Source organism: Ancylobacter mangrovi (assembly GCF_024752335.1).
Classification (GTDB): Bacteria; Pseudomonadota; Alphaproteobacteria; order Rhizobiales; family Xanthobacteraceae; genus Ancylobacter; species Ancylobacter mangrovi.
The window spans coordinates 574,841-591,694 of sequence record NZ_JANTHY010000003.1 but is presented as its reverse complement, the minus strand read 5'-3'; the positions used below and the strand labels follow the sequence as shown (position 1 = coordinate 591,694).

Below are 16,854 nucleotides of genomic sequence, written 5' to 3'. Positions count from 1 at the left end.
CGGGCACGCCGTCCCGCGCTCACTCGGCGGCGGGGTCGTCGGCGTTCTCGGTCACCACCCGGCCGAACTGCTCCACCTGTCCCTGATAGGTGCGGCGCGTCGCCGGGTCGATGACGGCGATCGGCGCGCTCAGCGCCAGCCCCGCCGCTCCGCCGACGGTCTGGCCGACGCCCATCGCCGCCGCGCCGATCCGGTCGCCCAGGCTTATCTGCGAATCCGTCACCGTCTGCCCGTTCACCAGCCGCTCGCCGATCAGCCGCACCACCTCGGGCGAGGAGGCGAAGCGGCCATGGTTGAGCGCGTCGCCGCTGCGCATGGCGGTGAGGTCGATCACCACGATGCCGGACTTCTCCAGCTCCCGGTAATACTGGTCGGCGTCGATCAGCCCCAGCCGGTCGACGCCCCCGGCGATGCGGCGCGACACCCGGAGCGCGCGGTCGTCGCGCGAGACGAACAGGGTGAAATGAGCCTTCGGCGTGTTGAGCGCCTGCCACTGGGTGGCGAACACGTCGACATCGACATCGGGCGAGGCGAGGATGACGTTGCTGATCTTCGCCGGCAGTTTGCCGCGCCGGATCGCCATCTGCCGCAGCCCCTCCATGGCGAGCCACGCGCCCATCGAATGGGCCATGATGGTCACGTCCTCGACGCGTGGGTCGCTCGCCACCTGCCAGACCGTCTCCTCGAACGCGTCGCGCGAGAAGATGGTGCTCTCGCGGTCGAACAGATAGTCGAACACCCGGGCGCGCGAGGGCCAGGTGAACAGCACCGGCGCCACTTCCGAGCCGGAATCGTGGACGATCTGCGCGAAGCGGTAGACCGCATCCTCGAAGCGGTTGTTGAAGCCGTGCACGAAGATCATCACCCGCCGGCTGGGCGGCAGGTGGCCGTCGAGCCAGCTCCGCGCCGCCTTCTCCCCGTCGAGCGGCTTCACCGCGAGGGTGGCGAAGTCGGTCTGCGGATTGGCCGGCAGGCTGCGCGGCCACTGCACCTGCCCGACCTCGCGCCGGCTGTCCGGCGGGATCGAGATGGTGAAGGCGCTGAGCGAAATGCCCTTGCCGCGCTCGCCGGTGTAGCGGATCGCCTTGTCGGTCGAGGGCGCGCGGGTGGTGGCGACCAGCATGTCGACCTTGGTCGCCTCCGGCACCGACGCCTCGACCGGGGTGAGCACCCCGACCGGGCGCCCGGAACATCCGGCGCACAACAGGCCGGCCAACAGAACAACGACCAGACGCATTCCGCCTCCGCCGGCCACGCGCGAGCAAAGGTGAGCAATATCGCGCCCGCCCCGCCCTGACCAGAGGGCCGCGGCGCCGCATATTCCCTGCCCGCCCGCCGCGGCGGTGCCGTGATATGGGGCAGGGTGGCTCACGGCAAAGCGAGCAGCGCGCCCAGCGCCAGCACGACGGCGAGCAGCGCCAGCCCCGCCACCGGCCATGCCCGCATCGCGGCGTCGAACTGCTCGACCCCATGGCCGAGCCGGCGCACCGCCGGCCCGGCGCGCTCAGCCAGCACGGCGACGTCGCCTTCCGGGATCGCCGGCAGCCGCGCGCCCCAGCGGGCAAGGCCGAGCGCCAGCAAAAGGCCCAGCAGGATCGGCCATGTCGCCTTCCACAGCGCCGCGGGCGCCAGCATGCCGGCGAGGCTGCCGCCGGTCGCCTGCGGGAACAGCGCCCAGGCGACGGCGAACGAGGCGAACGCGGTCACCAGCCAGGGCACCACCATGCCGACGGGCGCGCGGTCCTGCGGTCGCGCCTTCGAGGTAGCCGCCAGCAGCCGCAGGAAATGCAGCATCAGCAGCGTGCTGCCGGCGGCGGAGAGGGTGGCGAGCGTACCCGTCGCGCCTTCGCCCAGCACGGCCTTGGCGGCGTATTTGGCGAGCGCGCCGCTGGTGAAGGGCAGCCCGGCGAGGCTGAGCGCCATCACCGTCATAACGCCGAGCACGAGCGGGCGCCGGCGCGCCCCGGTGGCGGCGACGACGCCCACGCCCATGAACAGCGCGCCCTTCACCAGCAGGTGGTGCAGCCCGTAATAGGCGGCGAGCCGGGTCGCGTCCCCCGCGCCGGCCGCCATGCCGGCGCCGATGATGGCGGCGACGAGCCCCATCTGGCTGACGGTGGAATAGGCCAGCACGGTCTTGAGGTTGCGCTGGGTGATGCCCACGCCCACCCCGTAATAGGCGGTGACGAGGCCGAGCGCGGCCAGCGCCGTGCCCCAGTCCGGCGCCGCCCGGTCGAAAGGCAGGAACCGGATCAGCCCGATCACGCCCGCCTTGACGACGATGCCGCTCAGCACCGCCGAGGCCGGCATCGGCGCCACCGGATGCGCCAGCGGCATCCATATGTGCAGCGGCACCAGCCCCATCTTCAGGCCGAAGCCGAGGATCAGGAGGGTGAGCGTCGCCGCCCGCCAGGGCGAGCCGTCGAGCATCGCCACCGCGTCCGCGATCAGCGGATTGCCGTTCGGCCCGGCGGTCGCCAGCAGCACGAAGCCGAACAGCAGGAACGCCTCGCCGAGCAGCGCCAGCGCCATATAGGCGAGCCCCGCCCGCTCGGCCGCCGGCGTGCCCTCATGCGCCACCAGCCCGTAGGCGGCGAGGCTGACCAGCGAGAACATCAGGTAGAAGCTCGTCATGTCGGCGACGATGAACACGCCGAGGCTGCCGGCGAGCGTCAGCAGCCACCACACCGCGAAGCCGGTGCGTCCGGCCCGCCCGCCCATGTAGCTTCCGGCATAGAGGCCGGCGCAGCTCCACAGCAGCGACGCGCCGCCGAGCAGCATCGCGCCCGGCGTGTCGAGCGCCAGCACGAGGCGCAGCGGCGCCGGCGCCAGCAGCAGCGATCCGCCGGGCGCGAGCAGCGCGGTCGCCAGCCCGGGCAGCGGCGCCAGCGGGAGGAGCGCGAAGACGCGGCGGCGGAACGGCGCCAGCAGGCAGAGCGCGGCGAAGGCGAGCGGCGTCGCGAGCGTGGCGGCGAGCAGGGTCCCGGACAGCGTCATCGCCTCCCCCTCACGGCAGCGCCACGCCCGCCCGGCCGATGGCGAGCAGGCCGAAGGGCTGGAGCGGCACCAGACCGAGCGCGACCGCGCACAGCGCGAGGGCGAGCGCCGCCAGCTCGCGCGAGCGCGCCACCGGCGAGGTGACGATGCCTTCCGGCAGCGGCGCCATCGCGCGCTTGAGCACCCGCGTGACATAGGCGGCGGCGAGCAGGCCGCCGAAGCTGATCACCACCGCGATCCACCACGCCCCGCTGAGCGTCGCGGCGCTGAGCAGCAGCAGCTTGGCGATGAACCCGCCGCTCGGCGGAAGCCCCATCAGCGACAGGCCGGCGAGGCCGAAGGCGAACAGGCTCACCGGCACGGCGCGCCCGGCGCCGGCGAGCTCGTCGATGCGGTCATGGCCCAGCGCCTCGGCGATCAGCCCGGCGGCAAGGAACATCGCCGCCTTGGCGAGTGCATGCGAGACGAGCTGCAGCATGCCCCCGGTCCAGCCGATGGTCGCCCAGGCCGGCACGCCGGGCTCGATGGTGAGCTGGAACATCAGGAACAGGTAGCCGACCTGCGCCACGGTCGAATAGGCGATCATCAGCTTCAGCCGCGCCTGGCGCAGCGCCACCACGCTGCACACCAGGATCGCCGCCGCCCCGAGCACGGCGAGCGCGCGCGCCGCCGCCTCGTGCGAGGCGCCGGGCAGCACGTCGAACCACAGCCGCACGATGATGAAGAACGGCGCCTTCACCACCAGCGCCGACAGCACCGCGCTCGCCGGCGCCGGCGCCCCGGCATGGGCCGGCGGCAGCCACAGATGCAGCGGGAACAGCGCCGCCTTCGCCATCAGCCCGCCGATCATCAGCGCGATCGCGGCGTGGGTGGCGAAATCGGGGTAGGCCAGCTCGTGCAGCAGGCCGATGTCGAGCGTGCCGTAGCGCGCATAGAGCACCGCCACGCCGAGCAGGTAGAGCACCGAACCGACCAGCGCGAAGACGAGGTAGCGCAGCGCCGCCTCCAGCGTCGCCGCCGTGCCGTCGAGGCAGACCAGCGGCACGGCGGCGAAGGTCAGCAGCTCCAGCGCCACGAACAGGTTGAACAGGTCCTCGCCGACGAAGGCGAGGTTCAGCGCGCTCCACAGCCCCATCAGCAGCGCCCAGAAGCCGAAGGCGCGCCGTCCGCCCGGCGCTGTCTCCGCCGCCGCGAATTGCGGGCGCGCATAGAGGGCGACGAGGGCGATCACCAGCGCCGCCATTGCCATCATCACCGCCGAGAGCCCGTCCGCGCGCAGCACCAGCCCGAGCGGCGGGCTCCAGCCGCCGATCCCGTAGACCAGCGCTTCGCCCGAGCGCACGACGCGCCATCCAACTGCGCCAGCGACCGCGACCCCGACGGCGATGGTCGCGAAGGCGAGGCTCGCCGCGTGCCGCCCCCGCAGCAGGCCCATCACCGGCATCGCCAGCATGCCGATCACCGGCACAAGGACGGCGAGCACCAGCAGATAGCCGCCGGGGGAGGACGCCAGCGCGTCGCCGTCCATTTCAGCGCGTCTCCCGCGGCGGGGCGGCGGTCGGCGCGGTCCCCTCCTGCGGCGTGCCGGCAGCCGCCGCGCGCAGGATGGCGAGGCGCCGGATAAGCGCCACGGCGAGTGCGGTGGCGGCGAAGGCGACGACGATGCCGGTGATGACCAGCGCCTGCGGCACCGGATCGCCCGGCAGTCCGGCCGCGGCGCCGCGCCGCGCGCCGACGCCGAACAGCAGGAAGACGCCGGCCCCCACCAGGTTGAACGCCAGCACCCGGCGCAGCGGCGCGGCATGGGCGAGAACGCCGTGGAGCCCGAGCCCGATCAGCGCGGCGGCGGCGAGGCCGTAGAGCAGCGGCCCGCTCATGTCCGCCGCTCCCCGGTGCCCGGCCCCAGCACGATCAGCGCCAGCATGGCGGCGAGCGAGGCGGTGAGCGCGACCTCGATGACGATGATCGCCGCCTTGGCCCAGCCTTCGGGATAGGCGAGGAACTGCCCCGGCACGAGGAAGCCGGCGAGGCCGATGGCGATGAACACCGCCGGCCCGGCGGCGATCAGCCCGCGCAGCCTCGCCCCGCCGAGCTTCGGCGGCGCACGCAGCCCCGCCATCAACACCAGCAGCCACATGGCGGCGATCAGCGTCGCCGCCTGGAACTTGCCGCCCGGCGCTTCCGCCCCCGCCCACAGCAGGTGGACCGCGACCACCAGCCCGACCGGCGGCAGCAGGCGCGCGAGCAGCACCAGCGGCCGGCTCGCCGTGCCGCCGGGTGCAGCGGGCGCGCCGCGCCATTCCCCCTCGCCCGCCAGCGACCAGACGCCGATCAGCGCCAGCAGCACGACCACCGTCTCCAGCAGCGTGTCGAGGGCGCGATAGGCGAGCAGCACCGCCGTCACCGGGTTGCCGAGCTCCAGCGCGCCGAGATGGGCCGCCGCCGCCGCGGCGAGGCTCGGCGCCGGGTCGGGCGCGCCGGCGACGATCACGGCGACGCCGGCGGCGACCAGCGTCGGGGCGATGGCGAGCAGCCCCCGCAGGAGCGGGGAGCACAAACGCGGCGCGGCGGCGGCAACGGCGGTAGAGGCCGCGCCGAGCAGCAGCACGCCCGTCAGCGCGCCGATCGCCGCCTCGGTGAGCGCGACGTCGACCGCGCCGAGCCGCACCCAGACGAGCGCCAGCAGCAGGCCGAGCGCCATGAAGCCGATCACCGCCGAGCGCTCGTCACGCGCGTTCAGGCTGAACAGCGCCATCACCGGCAGCATCAGGGTGAGCACCGCGTCGAGCGTCGCGTTCATCCCTCCCGCCCGCCATGGATCGTTTCGGGCGCCCCGCGCTTCCCGCGGCCGTTCACGATCTGCGCGATCATCTGCCCGGCGATGCCGCCGGCGCCGAGCGCCAGCAGCCAAACCGCAACCAGCTTCAGCGCCCCGCCGAGGCTTCCGGCCTGCGGCATCAGACCCAGCACGATCAGGCCGAGGCCGAGATTGTCGGCCTTGGTCAGCGCGTGCAGGCGCGAGAGCGCGTCGGGAAAGCGCAGCAGCCCGGCCGTGCCGGCGAGGAAGAAGCCGAGCCCTGCCGTCACCGCGACCACGGTGAAGATGTTCGCCAGCAGGCTCATGACGAAGGCGTCCCGGCGGCGCTTGCCAGCGCAGCGGCGCCGAAGGCGGCGAGCACCGCCAGCACCAGCGCGACGTCGATGATCGCATCCATGCCCTGCGCGATGGCGAGCAGCAGCGCGACGCCCGTGCCCGCCGTGCCGGCGAGCTGCACCGCCATCATGCGCTCGACGACGCTCGGCGCGCGCAGCAGCCATATGAGGCCGACCGCCGCCAGCACGACCAGCACGAGCGCGGCCGCGGTCAGGAACTCAGCCATCGGCGCGCGACTCCCGGATGCGCATGAGCCCGACCTCGGCGGCAGCGACCTCGCGCGTCACCGGCCGGTCGAGGTCGAGCGCATGGATGAGCACGGTGCGCGCGTCGCGCATTCCCACCGGCAGCGTGCCCGGCTGCAGGCTCAGATAGGCGTGGAACACGTCGCGCGCGGTGCCGGCGGGAAGCCGTGCCGGGCAGGCGACGAGGCCGGGCCGCAGCCGCGGGGCGGGGGCGAGCGCGAGCCGCGCGACCTCGAGGCCCGCGCGCAGCGACTGCCCGGGAAAGCCCACGGCGAGCCCTGCGAGCCGCCCCCAGGCGATCCGCCCGGGGCCGGGCGGCAGCAGGGCGAGGCTGAGCCGGGTCGCAGCCAGCGCGGTCATCGCGCCGACCGCCAGCGCCCCCGCGCCGCCGCCATGCAGCACCAGCCAGAGCGCGAGGAAGGCCACGGCGCGCGGCGCGCCGTGCCGGAGCGAAGACAGGGGCGAGGGACGTGGCACCTTGGCACGGGCTCCCGCAGGGGCGGCGGCGACCGTCGCCCGGCCGCCGGTGTGAGCTACTGTGCCGAACGAGGCCGGCCCGTGGCAATAGTGCCGGGCCATCGTCTTGTGCGCTGCACACGAATTCTCCGCCTGGCGGGACATCGCGCACAGGATCGGGACGGAACGCGGCTTTCTTCGCCTTTCACCCGTGTATAATGGTGCCGCTCAGTTGCGGCAGCCGGCCGTCGAGGCGCGAGGACGCGCCCGCGATTCCGGGTGCCGGGCCGGTGGATCGTCATATCCCCGGGGCGAGGCATGGCGAGAGGACGGAACGGCATGACGACGGCGGCGGGGCCCTGGGCGAGTGTCGTTGCACTCGTCGCGTCTCTTCTTCTCGCGGGTTGCGGCGAGCAGACGGAAGCGGAGGCGCCGCCCCCGCGCCCGGTCCGCGTGATCACGGTCGACAAGGGCCAGGGCGGCCAGCTCGTCACCTTTACCGGCCAGGTCGAGGCCCAGGACCAGGCCGCCCTCTCCTTCCGCGTCGGCGGACGGATGATCGAGCGCAGCGCCAATGTCGGCGACCAGGTGAAGGCGGGCCAGGTGGTCGCCCGCCTCGACCCGCAAAACGCGCTCAACACGCTGCGCTCGGCGCGCGCGGCGCTCACCGCCGCCGAGAGCCAGCTCGTCACCGCGGCCAACACCTTCGAGCGGCAGGACCGGCTGATCGCCAGCGGCTTCACCACCCGCGCCAATCACGACGCCGCGCGCACCGCCCAGCAGGCGGCGCAGTCGGCGGTGGACGACGCCGAGGCGCAGCTCAAGATCGCCGAGGACAATGTCGGCTACACCGACCTCGTCGCCGACGCGCCCGGCACCGTGACCGCCCGCGGCGCCGAGCCCGGCGAGGTGGTGCAGGCCGGGCAGATGATCCTTCAGCTCGCCCGCAAGGGCGGGCGCGACGCGGTGTTCGACGTGCCCGCGCAGATGCTGCGCTCGTCGCCGGCCGACGCGGTCATCACCGTCTCGCTCAGCGACGACCCGGGCGTGACCGCCACCGGCCGCGTGCGCGAGGTGGCGCCGCAGGCCGACCCGGTGACCCGCACCTTCCGCGTGCGCGTCGGCCTCGACAACCCGCCGGAAGCGATGCGGCTCGGCGCCACCGTCGACGGCCGGGTGCGGCTCTCCAACGACCCGATGATCGAGATCCCCGCCTCCGCCCTCACCGCGGCCAACGGCAAGCCGGCGGTCTGGGTGGTCGATCCCGCCAGCCAGACGGTCGCGCTGCGCAACATCGAGGTGGGCAGCTTCTCGCCGGCCGAGGTCGGCGTCGCCTCGGGCCTGTCGGCCGGCGAGGTGGTGGTCACGGCCGGGGTGCAGGCGCTGCATCCCGGGCAGAAGGTCCGCCTGCTCGGCGCGGGGTCATGATGCGCTTCAACCTTTCCGAATGGGCGGTGCGCGAGCGCTCGCTGGTCATCTACTTCATGATCGCGGTCGTCGGCGCCGGCCTGTTCGCCTATTCCCGGCTCGGCCGCGCCGAGGACCCCTCCTTCGTCATCAAGACCATGGTGGTGCAGGCCGCCTGGCCGGGCGCGAGCATCGAGGACACGCTGCAGCAGGTGACCGAGCGGCTCGAGCGCACGCTGCAGGAGACGCCGAATCTCGACCATATCCGCAGCTATACCCGGCCCGGCGTCACCACCATCTTCGTCGACCTCAAGGACAGCACCACCGCCGCCGAGGTGCCGGACGTCTGGTACCATGTGCGAAAAAGCGTCGGCGACATGCGCCACACCCTGCCGGCGGGGGTGGTGGGCCCCGGCTTCAACGATGAGTTCGGCGACACGTTCGGCCTGATCTACGGCTTCACCGCCGACGGCTTCACCCATCGCGAGCTGCGCGACTATGTCGAGCGGGCGCGCTCGCGGCTGCTCAACGTGCCGGACGTCGCCAAGATCGAGCTGCTGGGCGAGCAGGACGAGCAGATCTTCGTCGAGTTCTCGATGCGCGAGCTGGCGACGCTCGGCATCGACCGCAGCGCGCTGGTCGCCGCGCTGCAGGCGCAGAACGTGGTGCAGCCCGCCGGCACCATCCAGACCGGCGACGAGAAGCTGGCGATCGACGTCACCGGCGCCTTCGGCTCCGAACAGGACATCGCCAACATCAATTTCGCCGTGGGCGGGCGGATGCTGCGCCTGTCCGACATCGCCACCGTGCGGCGCGGCTATGTCGACCCGCCGCGGCCGATGTTCCGCGTCAATGGCGAGCCGGCGATCGGCCTCGCCATCTCGATGCGCGAGGGCGGCGACATCCTACAGCTCGGGCACAATGTCGAGCAGGCCATGGCCGAGATCACGGCCGAGCTGCCGATCGGCATCGAGCCCCACCTCGTCGCCGACCAGGCGGTGACGGTGCGCAGCGCCATCACCGAATTCATGACATCGCTCTGGCAGGCGATCCTCATCATCCTGGTGGTCAGCTTCATCGCCCTCGGCCTGCGCGCCGGGCTGATGGTGGCGCTCACCATCCCGCTGACGCTGGCCGGCGTGTTCGCCGTCATGTGGCTGCTCAACATCGACATGCAGCGCATCTCGCTCGGCGCACTCATCATCGCGCTGGCGCTGATGGTGGACGATGCCATGACCACCACCGACGCCACGCTCGGGCGCCTCGCGGCCGGCGAGCGCAAGGAAGTGGCGGCGGTCTACGCGTTCAGGACCTATGCCTTCGCCATGCTGGCCGGCACGCTGGTGACCATCGCCGGCTTCGTGCCGGTAGGTTTCGCCGCCTCCTCGGCGGGCGAGTACACCTTCACCCTGTTCGCGGTGGTGGCGGTCGCGCTGCTGGTGTCGTGGCTGGTGGCGGTGCTGTTCGCGCCGCTGATCGGCCTCGTCATCCTGAAGCCGCCGAAGGGCGCCGGCGGCGAGCCGGGACGGGTGATGCGGGTCTATCGTGGCCTGCTCTCGGCCGCGCTCGCCGCGCGCTGGATCACGGTGGCGATCACGCTGGCGCTGTTCGTCGCCGCGGTGCTGCTGATGCCGCTGATCCCGCGCCAGTTCTTCCCCTCCTCCGACCGGCCCGAGCTGCTGGTCGACCTCCAGCTGCCGCAGAACGCCTCCATCTACGCCACCGAGCGGGCGATGGAGCGGCTCGACGCGGCGCTGAAGGGCGATCCCGACGTCGACCGCTGGAGCGGCTATGTCGGGCGCGGCGCCATCCGCTTCTACCTGCCGCTCAACGCCCATCTTCCCAACGACTTCTTCGGCCAGGCGGTGGTGGTGGCGAAGGACGTCGAGGCGCGCGAGCGCCTGCACGCGCGTCTCGTCAAGCTGCTGGCGGAGGACTTCCCCTCGGTGGTGAGCCGCGTCTCGCCGCTGGAACTCGGCCCGCCGGTGGGCTGGCCGATCCAGTACCGCGTGGTCGGCACCGACCTCACCCAGGTGCGCGACATCGCGCTGAAGCTCGCCGAGGTCATCGCCGCCGACCCGCTGACGCGCACCGTCAACTATGACTGGATCGAGCCCGCGCGCGAGATCCGCGTCCATGTGAACCAGGACCAGGCCCGGCTGCTCGGCCTCTCCACCGCCGCCATCGGCGCGGTGCTGAACACGGTGGTCACCGGCGCGCCGGTGACCCAGGTGCGCGACGACATCTATCTCGTCAACGTGGTGCTGCGCGCGACCGACGAGCAGCGCGTCTCGCTCGACACGCTGCGCACGCTGCAGGTGCCTCTGCCCGGCGGGCGCACCGTGCCGCTGAGCCAGTTCGCCACCTTCGACTACGCCCAGACCCAGCCGCTGGTCTGGCGCCGCGACCGGCTGCCCACCCTCACCGTCCAGTCCGACATCGTCGAGGGCGTCCTGCCCGAGACGGTGGTGGCCCAGCTCGGCCCCAGGATCGCCGAGCTGGCGGAGACCCTGCCGGCCGGCTACCGCATCGAGACCGGCGGCACGGTCGAGGAGAGCGCCTCCTCGCTCGCCTCGGTGCAGGCGGTGGTGCCGCTGATGCTGCTCATCATGCTCACCGTGCTGATGTTCCAGCTCCGCCGCTTCTCGCTCACCTTCATCGTGCTCAGCGTCGCCCCGCTGGGGCTGATCGGCGTGGTGCTGGCGCTGCTGGTCTCCAACCGGCCGCTCGGCTTCGTCGCCATTCTCGGCGTGCTGGCGCTGATCGGCATGATCATCAAGAACGCCGTCATCCTGATCGGCCAGATCGAGGCCGAGCGCGCCGCCGGCAAGGCCGTGCGCGAGGCGGTGGTCGACGCCTCCTGCGCCCGCTTCACGCCGATCATGCTGACCGCCGTCTCCACCGTGCTCGGCATGATCCCGATCGCCCCGACCGTGTTCTGGGGGCCGATGGCGTTCGCCATCATGGGCGGGCTGCTGGTCGCCACCCTGCTGACGCTGCTGTTCCTGCCGGCGCTCTACCTCGCCACCAGCCGCGAGCGGAGCCCGCCGGCGACGCCCTGAGCCCGCGCAACGCCCTGCCGAAGTCGCCCGGCTAGAGCGGCCCGGCCACCGCGTCGGCGGGCGGCTCCTCGCGGCCCGACAACAGCCGCGCGATCCAGCGCGTCTCCTCGCCCTCCTCGCAGAAGGTGAGCGCGGCGATCACCAGCGGCACACCGATGAAGGCACCGGCCATGCCCCACATGAAGGACCAGAAGAACACCGACAGCAGCACGAGGAACGGCGACATGGCGAGCGCCCGGCCCGCCACGCGCGGCTCGATATAGCTGCCGGAGAAGAACTGGATCACGTTCATGGCGACGAACACCAGCACCGCCGTCTCCCACGAGCCGAACTGCGCCAGCGAGAAGAAGGTCGGCAGCAGCGTCGCCACCAGCGGTCCGATGAAGGGGATGTAGTTCAGCGCGAAGGCGATCACGCCGAAGGCCGGCGCAAGGTCGAGCCCGAGCGCCGCCGTCACCGCCCACACGAACAGGCCGGTGAGCACGCTCATCACCGTGCGCACCATCATGTAGGTGCGGAACTTCGCCGCCACCGCCGCGCTCGCGCGCAGCAGCCGGCGCCCCGCCTCGCCCGCCTCGCCGGCGAGCTTGGCGCGCATGATGTCGACCTCGAGCAGGCCGAGCATCACATAGACCAGCGTCACCACCGCGAAGCCGAGCATCGCATTCAGCCGCCCGGCCAGCCCCTGGAACATGCCGATCAGCCAGCCGACGTTGAAGGTGTCCGCCAGCATGCCGGCGGAGTACAGGCCGTGGCCCTCGAGCCAGGTGGTGGTCTCGGTATAGATGGCCTGGAAGCGGGCGGCGTTGACGATCAGCCAGCGCCCGGTCTGGCTCAGCCCCCATACGGTGGCGTAGCCGAGCGCCCCGATGACGAGGATGGTCACCGAGAGGCTGATCGCCATCGCCGGCAGCTTCGCCATGCGCGCCTGCAGCCGGGCCTGGAGCGGCCAGACGAGGGCGATCACGAACAGCGCGAACGCCACCGGCGCGATCAGCGAGCGCGCGAAATAGCACGCCCCGCCGGCAAGGACCGCGGCGCAGATACCGAGCAGAATGGAAGTGGCACGCACGCTCATGGACACCTATCGGCCGTCGCCTCACCATAGCCGGATAAGGCAAGCGGCGGCACGGATAATCGCCCCGCGGCCGACTTGCCCACAAGGCGGCGCGTGCGGTCGCGCGTCATCCGCGCAAGGCAGGGCCGACGGGCGTCAGTTGCGCCCGCCATTCGCCTTGATGACCTGCCCGCTCACCCAGCCGCCGTCCGGCCCGGCGAGGAAGGAGACCACGCGGGCGACGTCGTCCGGCTCGCCCAGCCGGCCGAGCGGGATGTCGGCGACGAGGCGCTGGACCATCTCCGGCGAGCGGCCGGCATAGAACAGCTCGGTGCCGACCGGGCCCGGCGCCACCGCGTTGACCGTCACTCGGCGGGGACCGAGTTCCTTTGCCAGCACATGGGTCAACCCCTCCACCGCCGCCTTGGTCGCCACATAGACGCCGTGCGCGGGCAGATACGCGCCGATCAGGCTGGTCGAGAGGTTGATGATCCGCCCGTCGTCGCGCACGCGCCGCGCACCCTCGCGCATGCCGTTGAACGCGCCTGTGAGATTGACCGCGACGACGCGCCGGAAGTCGTCGTCGGTGACCGCCGCCAGCGGCGCGATCGCGCTGATGCCGGCATTGTTCACCAGCACGTCGACCGGGCCGAAGGCGGCCTCCGCGCGGTCGAACAGATCGGCCACGGCCGAAGGATCGGCGACGTCGGCGCGCAGGGCGATGGCGCTCCCGCCGGCCGCCTCGATGGCGGCGACCACCGCCTCCGCCTCATTGGCGCTGGAGGCGTAATTGACCACCGTGCGGAAGCCGTCGGCGGCGAGGCGGCGGGCGAGCGCCGCGCCAATGCCCCTGGAGGCGCCGGCGACGATCGCGGTTCGGAGGGTGTCGGACATGATGGGATGACCTTGTCTTAAACCGCGGGCGGCAGGACGGTTCAGGCGATCCGCATCGAGACCTCGACGTCGCCACCGAACGGCACCGACAGGTAGCCCTGCTCGGGCGAGCGCACGCGCTCGAGATAGTCCGGGCAGAAATCGGCGTTGTCGGCGACCACCAGCGCACCGGGCCGCAGCCGGTCCTCGACCAGTTCCAGCACCGCGGCATAGAGGCCCTTGGCGCCGTCGAGCAGCAGCAGGTCGACGCTCTCGGGAAGGTCGACGGCGAGCGTCTCGAGCGCGTCGCCCGGCCGGAATTCGACGAGATCGTCGAGGCCGCCGGCCGCAAGGTTCGCGCGCGCCCGCGCCACCTTGGAGGGCTCGAACTCGCTGGTGATCAGCCGGCCGCCGCCATTGTCCCTCAGCGCCGCCGCGAGGTGCAGGGTCGAAACGCCGAACGACGTGCCGAACTCGACGATGCTGCGGGCCCGCGTGGCCCGCGCCAGCATGTAGAGCAGCGTCCCGGTCTGCGGCGAGACGGCGAGCGGCAGGTCCTTCAGGCGCGCGTAGAGGTCGGCATAGTCCGTGGTGCTGCGCATCAGCCGGTCGCGCTCGGGCACGGTCAGCGCCGACCAGTAGGTGGCGACCGAGGGCGTCGCCGACCAGGCATTCTCGGCCTGCGCGAACAGTTCCGCGATGAGCGGCGCCACCGGCGCCGTGGTCAGGGTGGTCATGGGTGTCTCCGGTTGCAAAGAAACGCGATGTCGTGTTGGGTTATAAATACGACGAATTACTCGCGTTCTCTATTCGCATTCCCGGAGCGCCCCGTGGCCGACCGCCCCAAGCCGCTGATATCGTTTCGTAAACGCCCCCGGCAGGCGCGCTCGGAAGCGCTCGTCGCGGCGATTCTGGACGCGGCGGCTCAGGTTCTGGCGAGCGAAGGGGCGGCGCGTTTCACCACCGCGCGGGTGGCGGAGAAGGCGGGGGTGAGCATCGGCTCGCTCTACCAGTACTTCCCCAACAAGGCGGCGATCCTGTTCCGCCTGCAGAGCGAGGAATGGCACCAGACCATCGAACTGATGCGCACCATCCTCGAGGATGGCGGCACACCGCCGCTCGACCGGCTGCGGCGGCTGGTCGAGGCCTTCGTGCGCTCGGAATGCGACGAGGCGCCGATGCGCGGGGCGCTCGACGACGCCGCCCCGCTTTACCGCGACGCGCCCGAGGTGGAGGAGGTGATGGCTTCCGGCGACCGGCTGTTCCACCGCTTCATGCGCGAGGCCCTGCCGGGAGTCGCCGAGGCGACGCGCGAACTCGCCGGCGAGGTGATCATCACCACGCTCGGCGCGGCCGCCAAGGAATTCTCGGAAAGCCCGCGCAGGCCGGCCGAGATCGCCGCCTATGCGGGGGCGATGGCCGACATGTTCTGCGCCTATCTGCGGGAGATCGAGCGCCGCCCGGCATAGCGACGCCCCCCGGCCGTCAGTCCCGTCCCGGCGAGGGCATGCGGGCGCCGGTCCAGCGCCGGAAGATGCCGGCATCGATGCCGAACAGGTCGAGCGCGCGCCCGATCGTGTGGTCGACGATGTCGTCGACGCTCTCAGGGCGCACATAGAAGCCGGGCACCGGCGGCATGACGATGGCGCCCATCTCGGTCGCTTGCGTCATCGAGCGCAGATGGCCGAGATGGAGCGGCGTCTCGCGCACCAGCAGCACCAGCCGCCGGCGCTCCTTCAGCACCACGTCGGCGGCCCGGGTCAGCAGGTTGGAGGTCACGCCGGTGGCGATCTCCGACAGCGAGCGGATCGAGCACGGGGCGACGATCATGCCGGCGGTCGGGAATGAGCCGCTCGAGATCGCCGCGCCGATATTGTCCACCGAATGGACCACGCTGGCGCGCGCATGCACGTCCGCCACCTTCAGGTCGGTCTCGTGCGCCAGCGTCACCTGCGCCGAGCGCGTCATCACCAGATGGCTCTCGATGCCGAGGCCCGCCAGCACGTCGAGCAGCCGCACCCCGAGCACCGCCCCCGAGGCGCCGCTGATGCCGACGATGATCGGTTTCGTCCCCCCGCTCATCCGCGCGCGTCCCTCACACCGCCTCGCAGGCGAAGCCGGCGGCGGGGTAGCACCAGGGGCAGGCCTCCTCGGCGCTGCGCCCGAGCGGGTCCCATTGCGCAAGGCTGTCCCACACCGCCTCGCCCGCCTGCTGCGCCCAGGCGTTCAGCTCTCCGAAGTCGACGCCGGGAATGATGCCGTTCTCCATGCGGATCTCGCCGTCGACGATCACCGTGTCCACGTCGTCGCCCACGCCGCATTCGACGAGGCTCTTGACCGGGTCGCGCACCGGCCCGTAGCGCAGCGAGTTGCGGCCCGACTGGTCGATGATGACGATGTCGGCGAGCGCGCCCGGCGCGAGGCGCCCGAGGTCGTCGCGCCCCACCGAGCGGGCGCCGCCCAGCGTCGCCGCCTCCAGCGCCTGGCCGGCCGTGGCGGCGAGGTAGGTGTGGCTCATCACCTTGCCGAGGTAGGAGGCGGTGCGCATGTTCATGATCATGTCGCGCGGATAGGTGTCCGAGCCGATCGAGATGTTCACCCCCGCCGCGCGGTAGCTCTCCCAGCTGTCCAGCGTGCGCGAGCGCCGCACGATGTTGATCGGGCAGTGGGAGATGCTGACACCCGCCTCGCCCATCAGGCGCAGATCGTCCTTGCGCGCGAAGTTCAGGTTCGGGTTGTCGGAGATGAAGTTGCCGTGGCCGATGTTCAGCGTCGGGCGCAGCATGCCGAGGCTGTCCAGCACCTCGATCGGCGTCATCATGTATTCGCGCACGGTCTCGTAGAACTCGATCACGCTGTAGGCGGCGTGGGTCGCCATCGGCAGGCCGAGTTCGTCCGCCGCCTCGCGGGTGCGGCGCAGCAGCTCGAGGCTCGCCGTCTCCACCTCGCGCGGCACCAATATGCCGCGCACCCGCCCGCCGGCGGCGCCGTCGTTGCGGGCGATCCAGTCGAGCGCCACTTCGAGCCCGTCGAGGCCGAGCTTCTCGTCGCGCACCCGCTTCAGCCTGCCCTGCTCGTCGCCCACCCAGCGCCCGCAATCATAGCCCGGCGCCAGATAGGCGCGGGTGCCGAGCCGGGAGACCTCCGCCAGCAGCGCGTCCTGCACCTTGAGCTGGCTGCCGAACTCGATGAAGGTCGTCACGCCGTTGCGCAGCAGCTCGGCCACGGTGAAGGTGGCGTTGCGGGCGAACGCCGCCTCCGCCCCGGGATCGCCGTGCTTGAGGTAACGCGCATCCCCGCTCACCGTCGCGCCTTCCTTCGGCACGCTGATCTCGAGGAAGGGCTGGCCGTAATAGATCGGCCGGCCGGTATCGGAGATCAGCCGGTGCGAGGCGCGGTGGCCCGAATGCACATGGGTGTCGATGAAGCCGGGCGTGACGAGCTTGCCCCGGGCGTCGATCGTGCGGTCCACCTCGCCCTCGAAGGAGGGGCCGACATGGATGATCCGGCTGCCCTCGAACACCACCACGCCGTCGCGCAGCAGCGTGTGGTGGCCCTTCTCATGGCCGACGATCCAGCCGGCTTCGATTTTCGTACGCATCG

Annotated in this window: 16 protein-coding genes; 3 read left to right on the top strand and 13 right to left on the bottom strand. The window is 71.9% G+C overall.

Annotation, left to right across the window (positions count from 1 at the left end; translation table 11 throughout):
- Positions 1-19 precede the first annotated feature (19 nt).
- The 8 genes from NVS83_RS12390 to NVS83_RS12355 all read right to left on the bottom strand — a co-directional run bounded on the left by NVS83_RS12390 (position 20) and on the right by NVS83_RS12355 (position 6,873).
- A complete protein-coding gene (locus tag NVS83_RS12390) occupies positions 20-1,237 on the bottom strand; it encodes an alpha/beta hydrolase (protein WP_258732685.1) in 1,218 nt (405 codons plus the stop codon).
- Between the two features lie 131 nt (positions 1,238-1,368).
- The gene (locus tag NVS83_RS12385; RefSeq protein ID WP_258739571.1) at positions 1,369-2,997 is read right to left on the bottom strand and encodes a complex I subunit 5 family protein; all 1,629 of its coding nucleotides are present in this window, start codon (positions 2,995-2,997) and stop codon (positions 1,369-1,371) included.
- A gap of 10 nt (positions 2,998-3,007) precedes the next feature.
- On the bottom strand, positions 3,008-4,525 hold the full coding sequence (locus NVS83_RS12380) for a complex I subunit 5 family protein (RefSeq protein WP_258739570.1): 1,518 nt from the start codon (positions 4,523-4,525) through the stop codon (positions 3,008-3,010).
- Between the two features lies 1 nt (position 4,526).
- Positions 4,527-4,874 (bottom strand): NADH-quinone oxidoreductase subunit K, encoded by a 348-nt coding sequence (locus NVS83_RS12375; RefSeq protein WP_258739569.1) that lies wholly within the window; start codon positions 4,872-4,874, stop codon positions 4,527-4,529.
- Positions 4,871-5,797, bottom strand: coding sequence for a hydrogenase subunit MbhD domain-containing protein (locus tag NVS83_RS12370; protein WP_258739568.1), 927 nt, complete (start codon positions 5,795-5,797; stop codon positions 4,871-4,873). The genes NVS83_RS12375 and NVS83_RS12370 overlap by 4 nt, the downstream gene beginning before the upstream one ends.
- Complete coding sequence (locus NVS83_RS12365) at positions 5,794-6,120, bottom strand: monovalent cation/H(+) antiporter subunit G (protein ID WP_258739567.1); 327 nt, start codon at positions 6,118-6,120, stop codon at positions 5,794-5,796. Before NVS83_RS12365 ends, NVS83_RS12370 begins: the two co-directional genes overlap by 4 nt.
- A complete protein-coding gene (locus tag NVS83_RS12360; protein WP_258739566.1) occupies positions 6,117-6,377 on the bottom strand; it encodes a monovalent cation/H+ antiporter complex subunit F in 261 nt (86 codons plus the stop codon). The genes NVS83_RS12365 and NVS83_RS12360 overlap by 4 nt, the downstream gene beginning before the upstream one ends.
- Positions 6,370-6,873: a Na+/H+ antiporter subunit E gene (locus NVS83_RS12355; RefSeq protein ID WP_258739565.1), complete on the bottom strand. Its 504-nt coding sequence runs from the start codon at positions 6,871-6,873 to the stop codon at positions 6,370-6,372. The genes NVS83_RS12360 and NVS83_RS12355 overlap by 8 nt, the downstream gene beginning before the upstream one ends.
- Before the next feature lie 318 nt (positions 6,874-7,191).
- Here NVS83_RS12355 and NVS83_RS12350 point away from each other — a divergent pair, with 318 nt between their 5' ends.
- Together NVS83_RS12350 and NVS83_RS12345 are read left to right on the top strand one after the other, a co-directional pair.
- Positions 7,192-8,280: an efflux RND transporter periplasmic adaptor subunit gene (locus tag NVS83_RS12350; protein WP_258739564.1), complete on the top strand. Its 1,089-nt coding sequence runs from the start codon at positions 7,192-7,194 to the stop codon at positions 8,278-8,280.
- Complete coding sequence (locus tag NVS83_RS12345) at positions 8,280-11,321, top strand: efflux RND transporter permease subunit (RefSeq protein ID WP_374115058.1); 3,042 nt, start codon at positions 8,280-8,282, stop codon at positions 11,319-11,321. The genes NVS83_RS12350 and NVS83_RS12345 overlap by 1 nt, the downstream gene beginning before the upstream one ends.
- Positions 11,322-11,352: 31 nt before the next feature.
- Here NVS83_RS12345 and NVS83_RS12340 read toward each other — a convergent pair whose 3' ends face one another.
- From NVS83_RS12340 to NVS83_RS12330, 3 genes are all read right to left on the bottom strand, one after another.
- Positions 11,353-12,399, bottom strand: coding sequence for an AI-2E family transporter (locus NVS83_RS12340; RefSeq protein WP_258739562.1), 1,047 nt, complete (start codon positions 12,397-12,399; stop codon positions 11,353-11,355).
- Between the two features lie 135 nt (positions 12,400-12,534).
- Complete coding sequence (locus NVS83_RS12335; protein WP_258739561.1) at positions 12,535-13,272, bottom strand: SDR family oxidoreductase; 738 nt, start codon at positions 13,270-13,272, stop codon at positions 12,535-12,537.
- A gap of 41 nt (positions 13,273-13,313) precedes the next feature.
- Positions 13,314-13,988 carry an O-methyltransferase gene (locus tag NVS83_RS12330; protein WP_258739560.1) on the bottom strand — a complete coding sequence of 225 codons (675 nt, stop codon included), beginning with the start codon at positions 13,986-13,988 and terminating at the stop codon, positions 13,314-13,316.
- 93 nt (positions 13,989-14,081) lie between these two features.
- Here NVS83_RS12330 and NVS83_RS12325 point away from each other — a divergent pair, with 93 nt between their 5' ends.
- Entirely contained in the window at positions 14,082-14,720 is a 639-nt protein-coding gene (locus NVS83_RS12325; protein ID WP_258739559.1) for a TetR/AcrR family transcriptional regulator, read from the top strand.
- 16 nt (positions 14,721-14,736) lie between these two features.
- On the opposite strand, the gene NVS83_RS12320 is transcribed toward NVS83_RS12325, so the two are convergent.
- Positions 14,737-15,333 (bottom strand): UbiX family flavin prenyltransferase, encoded by a 597-nt coding sequence (locus tag NVS83_RS12320; protein ID WP_258739558.1) that lies wholly within the window; start codon positions 15,331-15,333, stop codon positions 14,737-14,739.
- 13 nt (positions 15,334-15,346) lie between these two features.
- Positions 15,347-16,852, bottom strand: a complete 1,506-nt coding sequence (locus tag NVS83_RS12315) for a chlorohydrolase family protein (RefSeq protein ID WP_258739557.1) — start codon at positions 16,850-16,852, stop codon at positions 15,347-15,349.
- Positions 16,853-16,854: the final 2 nt, after the last annotated feature.

Bases quoted from the DNA above. Each gene is read 5' to 3' on its own strand.
- NVS83_RS12335 (WP_258739561.1), bottom strand. From the start codon at position 13,272: ATGTCCGACACCCTCCGAACCGCGATCGTCGCCGGCGCCTCCAGGGGC.
- NVS83_RS12345 (WP_374115058.1), top strand. From the start codon at position 8,280: ATGCGCTTCAACCTTTCCGAATGGGCGGTGCGCGAGCGCTCGCTGGTC.
- NVS83_RS12375 (WP_258739569.1), bottom strand. From the start codon at position 4,874: ATGAGCGGGCCGCTGCTCTACGGCCTCGCCGCCGCCGCGCTGATCGGG.
- NVS83_RS12350 (WP_258739564.1), top strand. From the start codon at position 7,192: ATGACGACGGCGGCGGGGCCCTGGGCGAGTGTCGTTGCACTCGTCGCG.
- NVS83_RS12365 (WP_258739567.1), bottom strand. From the start codon at position 6,120: ATGAGCCTGCTGGCGAACATCTTCACCGTGGTCGCGGTGACGGCAGGG.
- NVS83_RS12340 (WP_258739562.1), bottom strand. From the start codon at position 12,399: ATGAGCGTGCGTGCCACTTCCATTCTGCTCGGTATCTGCGCCGCGGTC.
- NVS83_RS12320 (WP_258739558.1), bottom strand. From the start codon at position 15,333: ATGAGCGGGGGGACGAAACCGATCATCGTCGGCATCAGCGGCGCCTCG.
- NVS83_RS12385 (WP_258739571.1), bottom strand. From the start codon at position 2,997: ATGACGCTGTCCGGGACCCTGCTCGCCGCCACGCTCGCGACGCCGCTC.
- NVS83_RS12360 (WP_258739566.1), bottom strand. From the start codon at position 6,377: ATGGCTGAGTTCCTGACCGCGGCCGCGCTCGTGCTGGTCGTGCTGGCG.
- NVS83_RS12315 (WP_258739557.1), bottom strand. From the start codon at position 16,852: ATGCGTACGAAAATCGAAGCCGGCTGGATCGTCGGCCATGAGAAGGGC.
- NVS83_RS12330 (WP_258739560.1), bottom strand. From the start codon at position 13,988: ATGACCACCCTGACCACGGCGCCGGTGGCGCCGCTCATCGCGGAACTG.
- NVS83_RS12380 (WP_258739570.1), bottom strand. From the start codon at position 4,525: ATGGACGGCGACGCGCTGGCGTCCTCCCCCGGCGGCTATCTGCTGGTG.
- NVS83_RS12370 (WP_258739568.1), bottom strand. From the start codon at position 5,797: ATGAACGCGACGCTCGACGCGGTGCTCACCCTGATGCTGCCGGTGATG.
- NVS83_RS12390 (WP_258732685.1), bottom strand. From the start codon at position 1,237: ATGCGTCTGGTCGTTGTTCTGTTGGCCGGCCTGTTGTGCGCCGGATGT.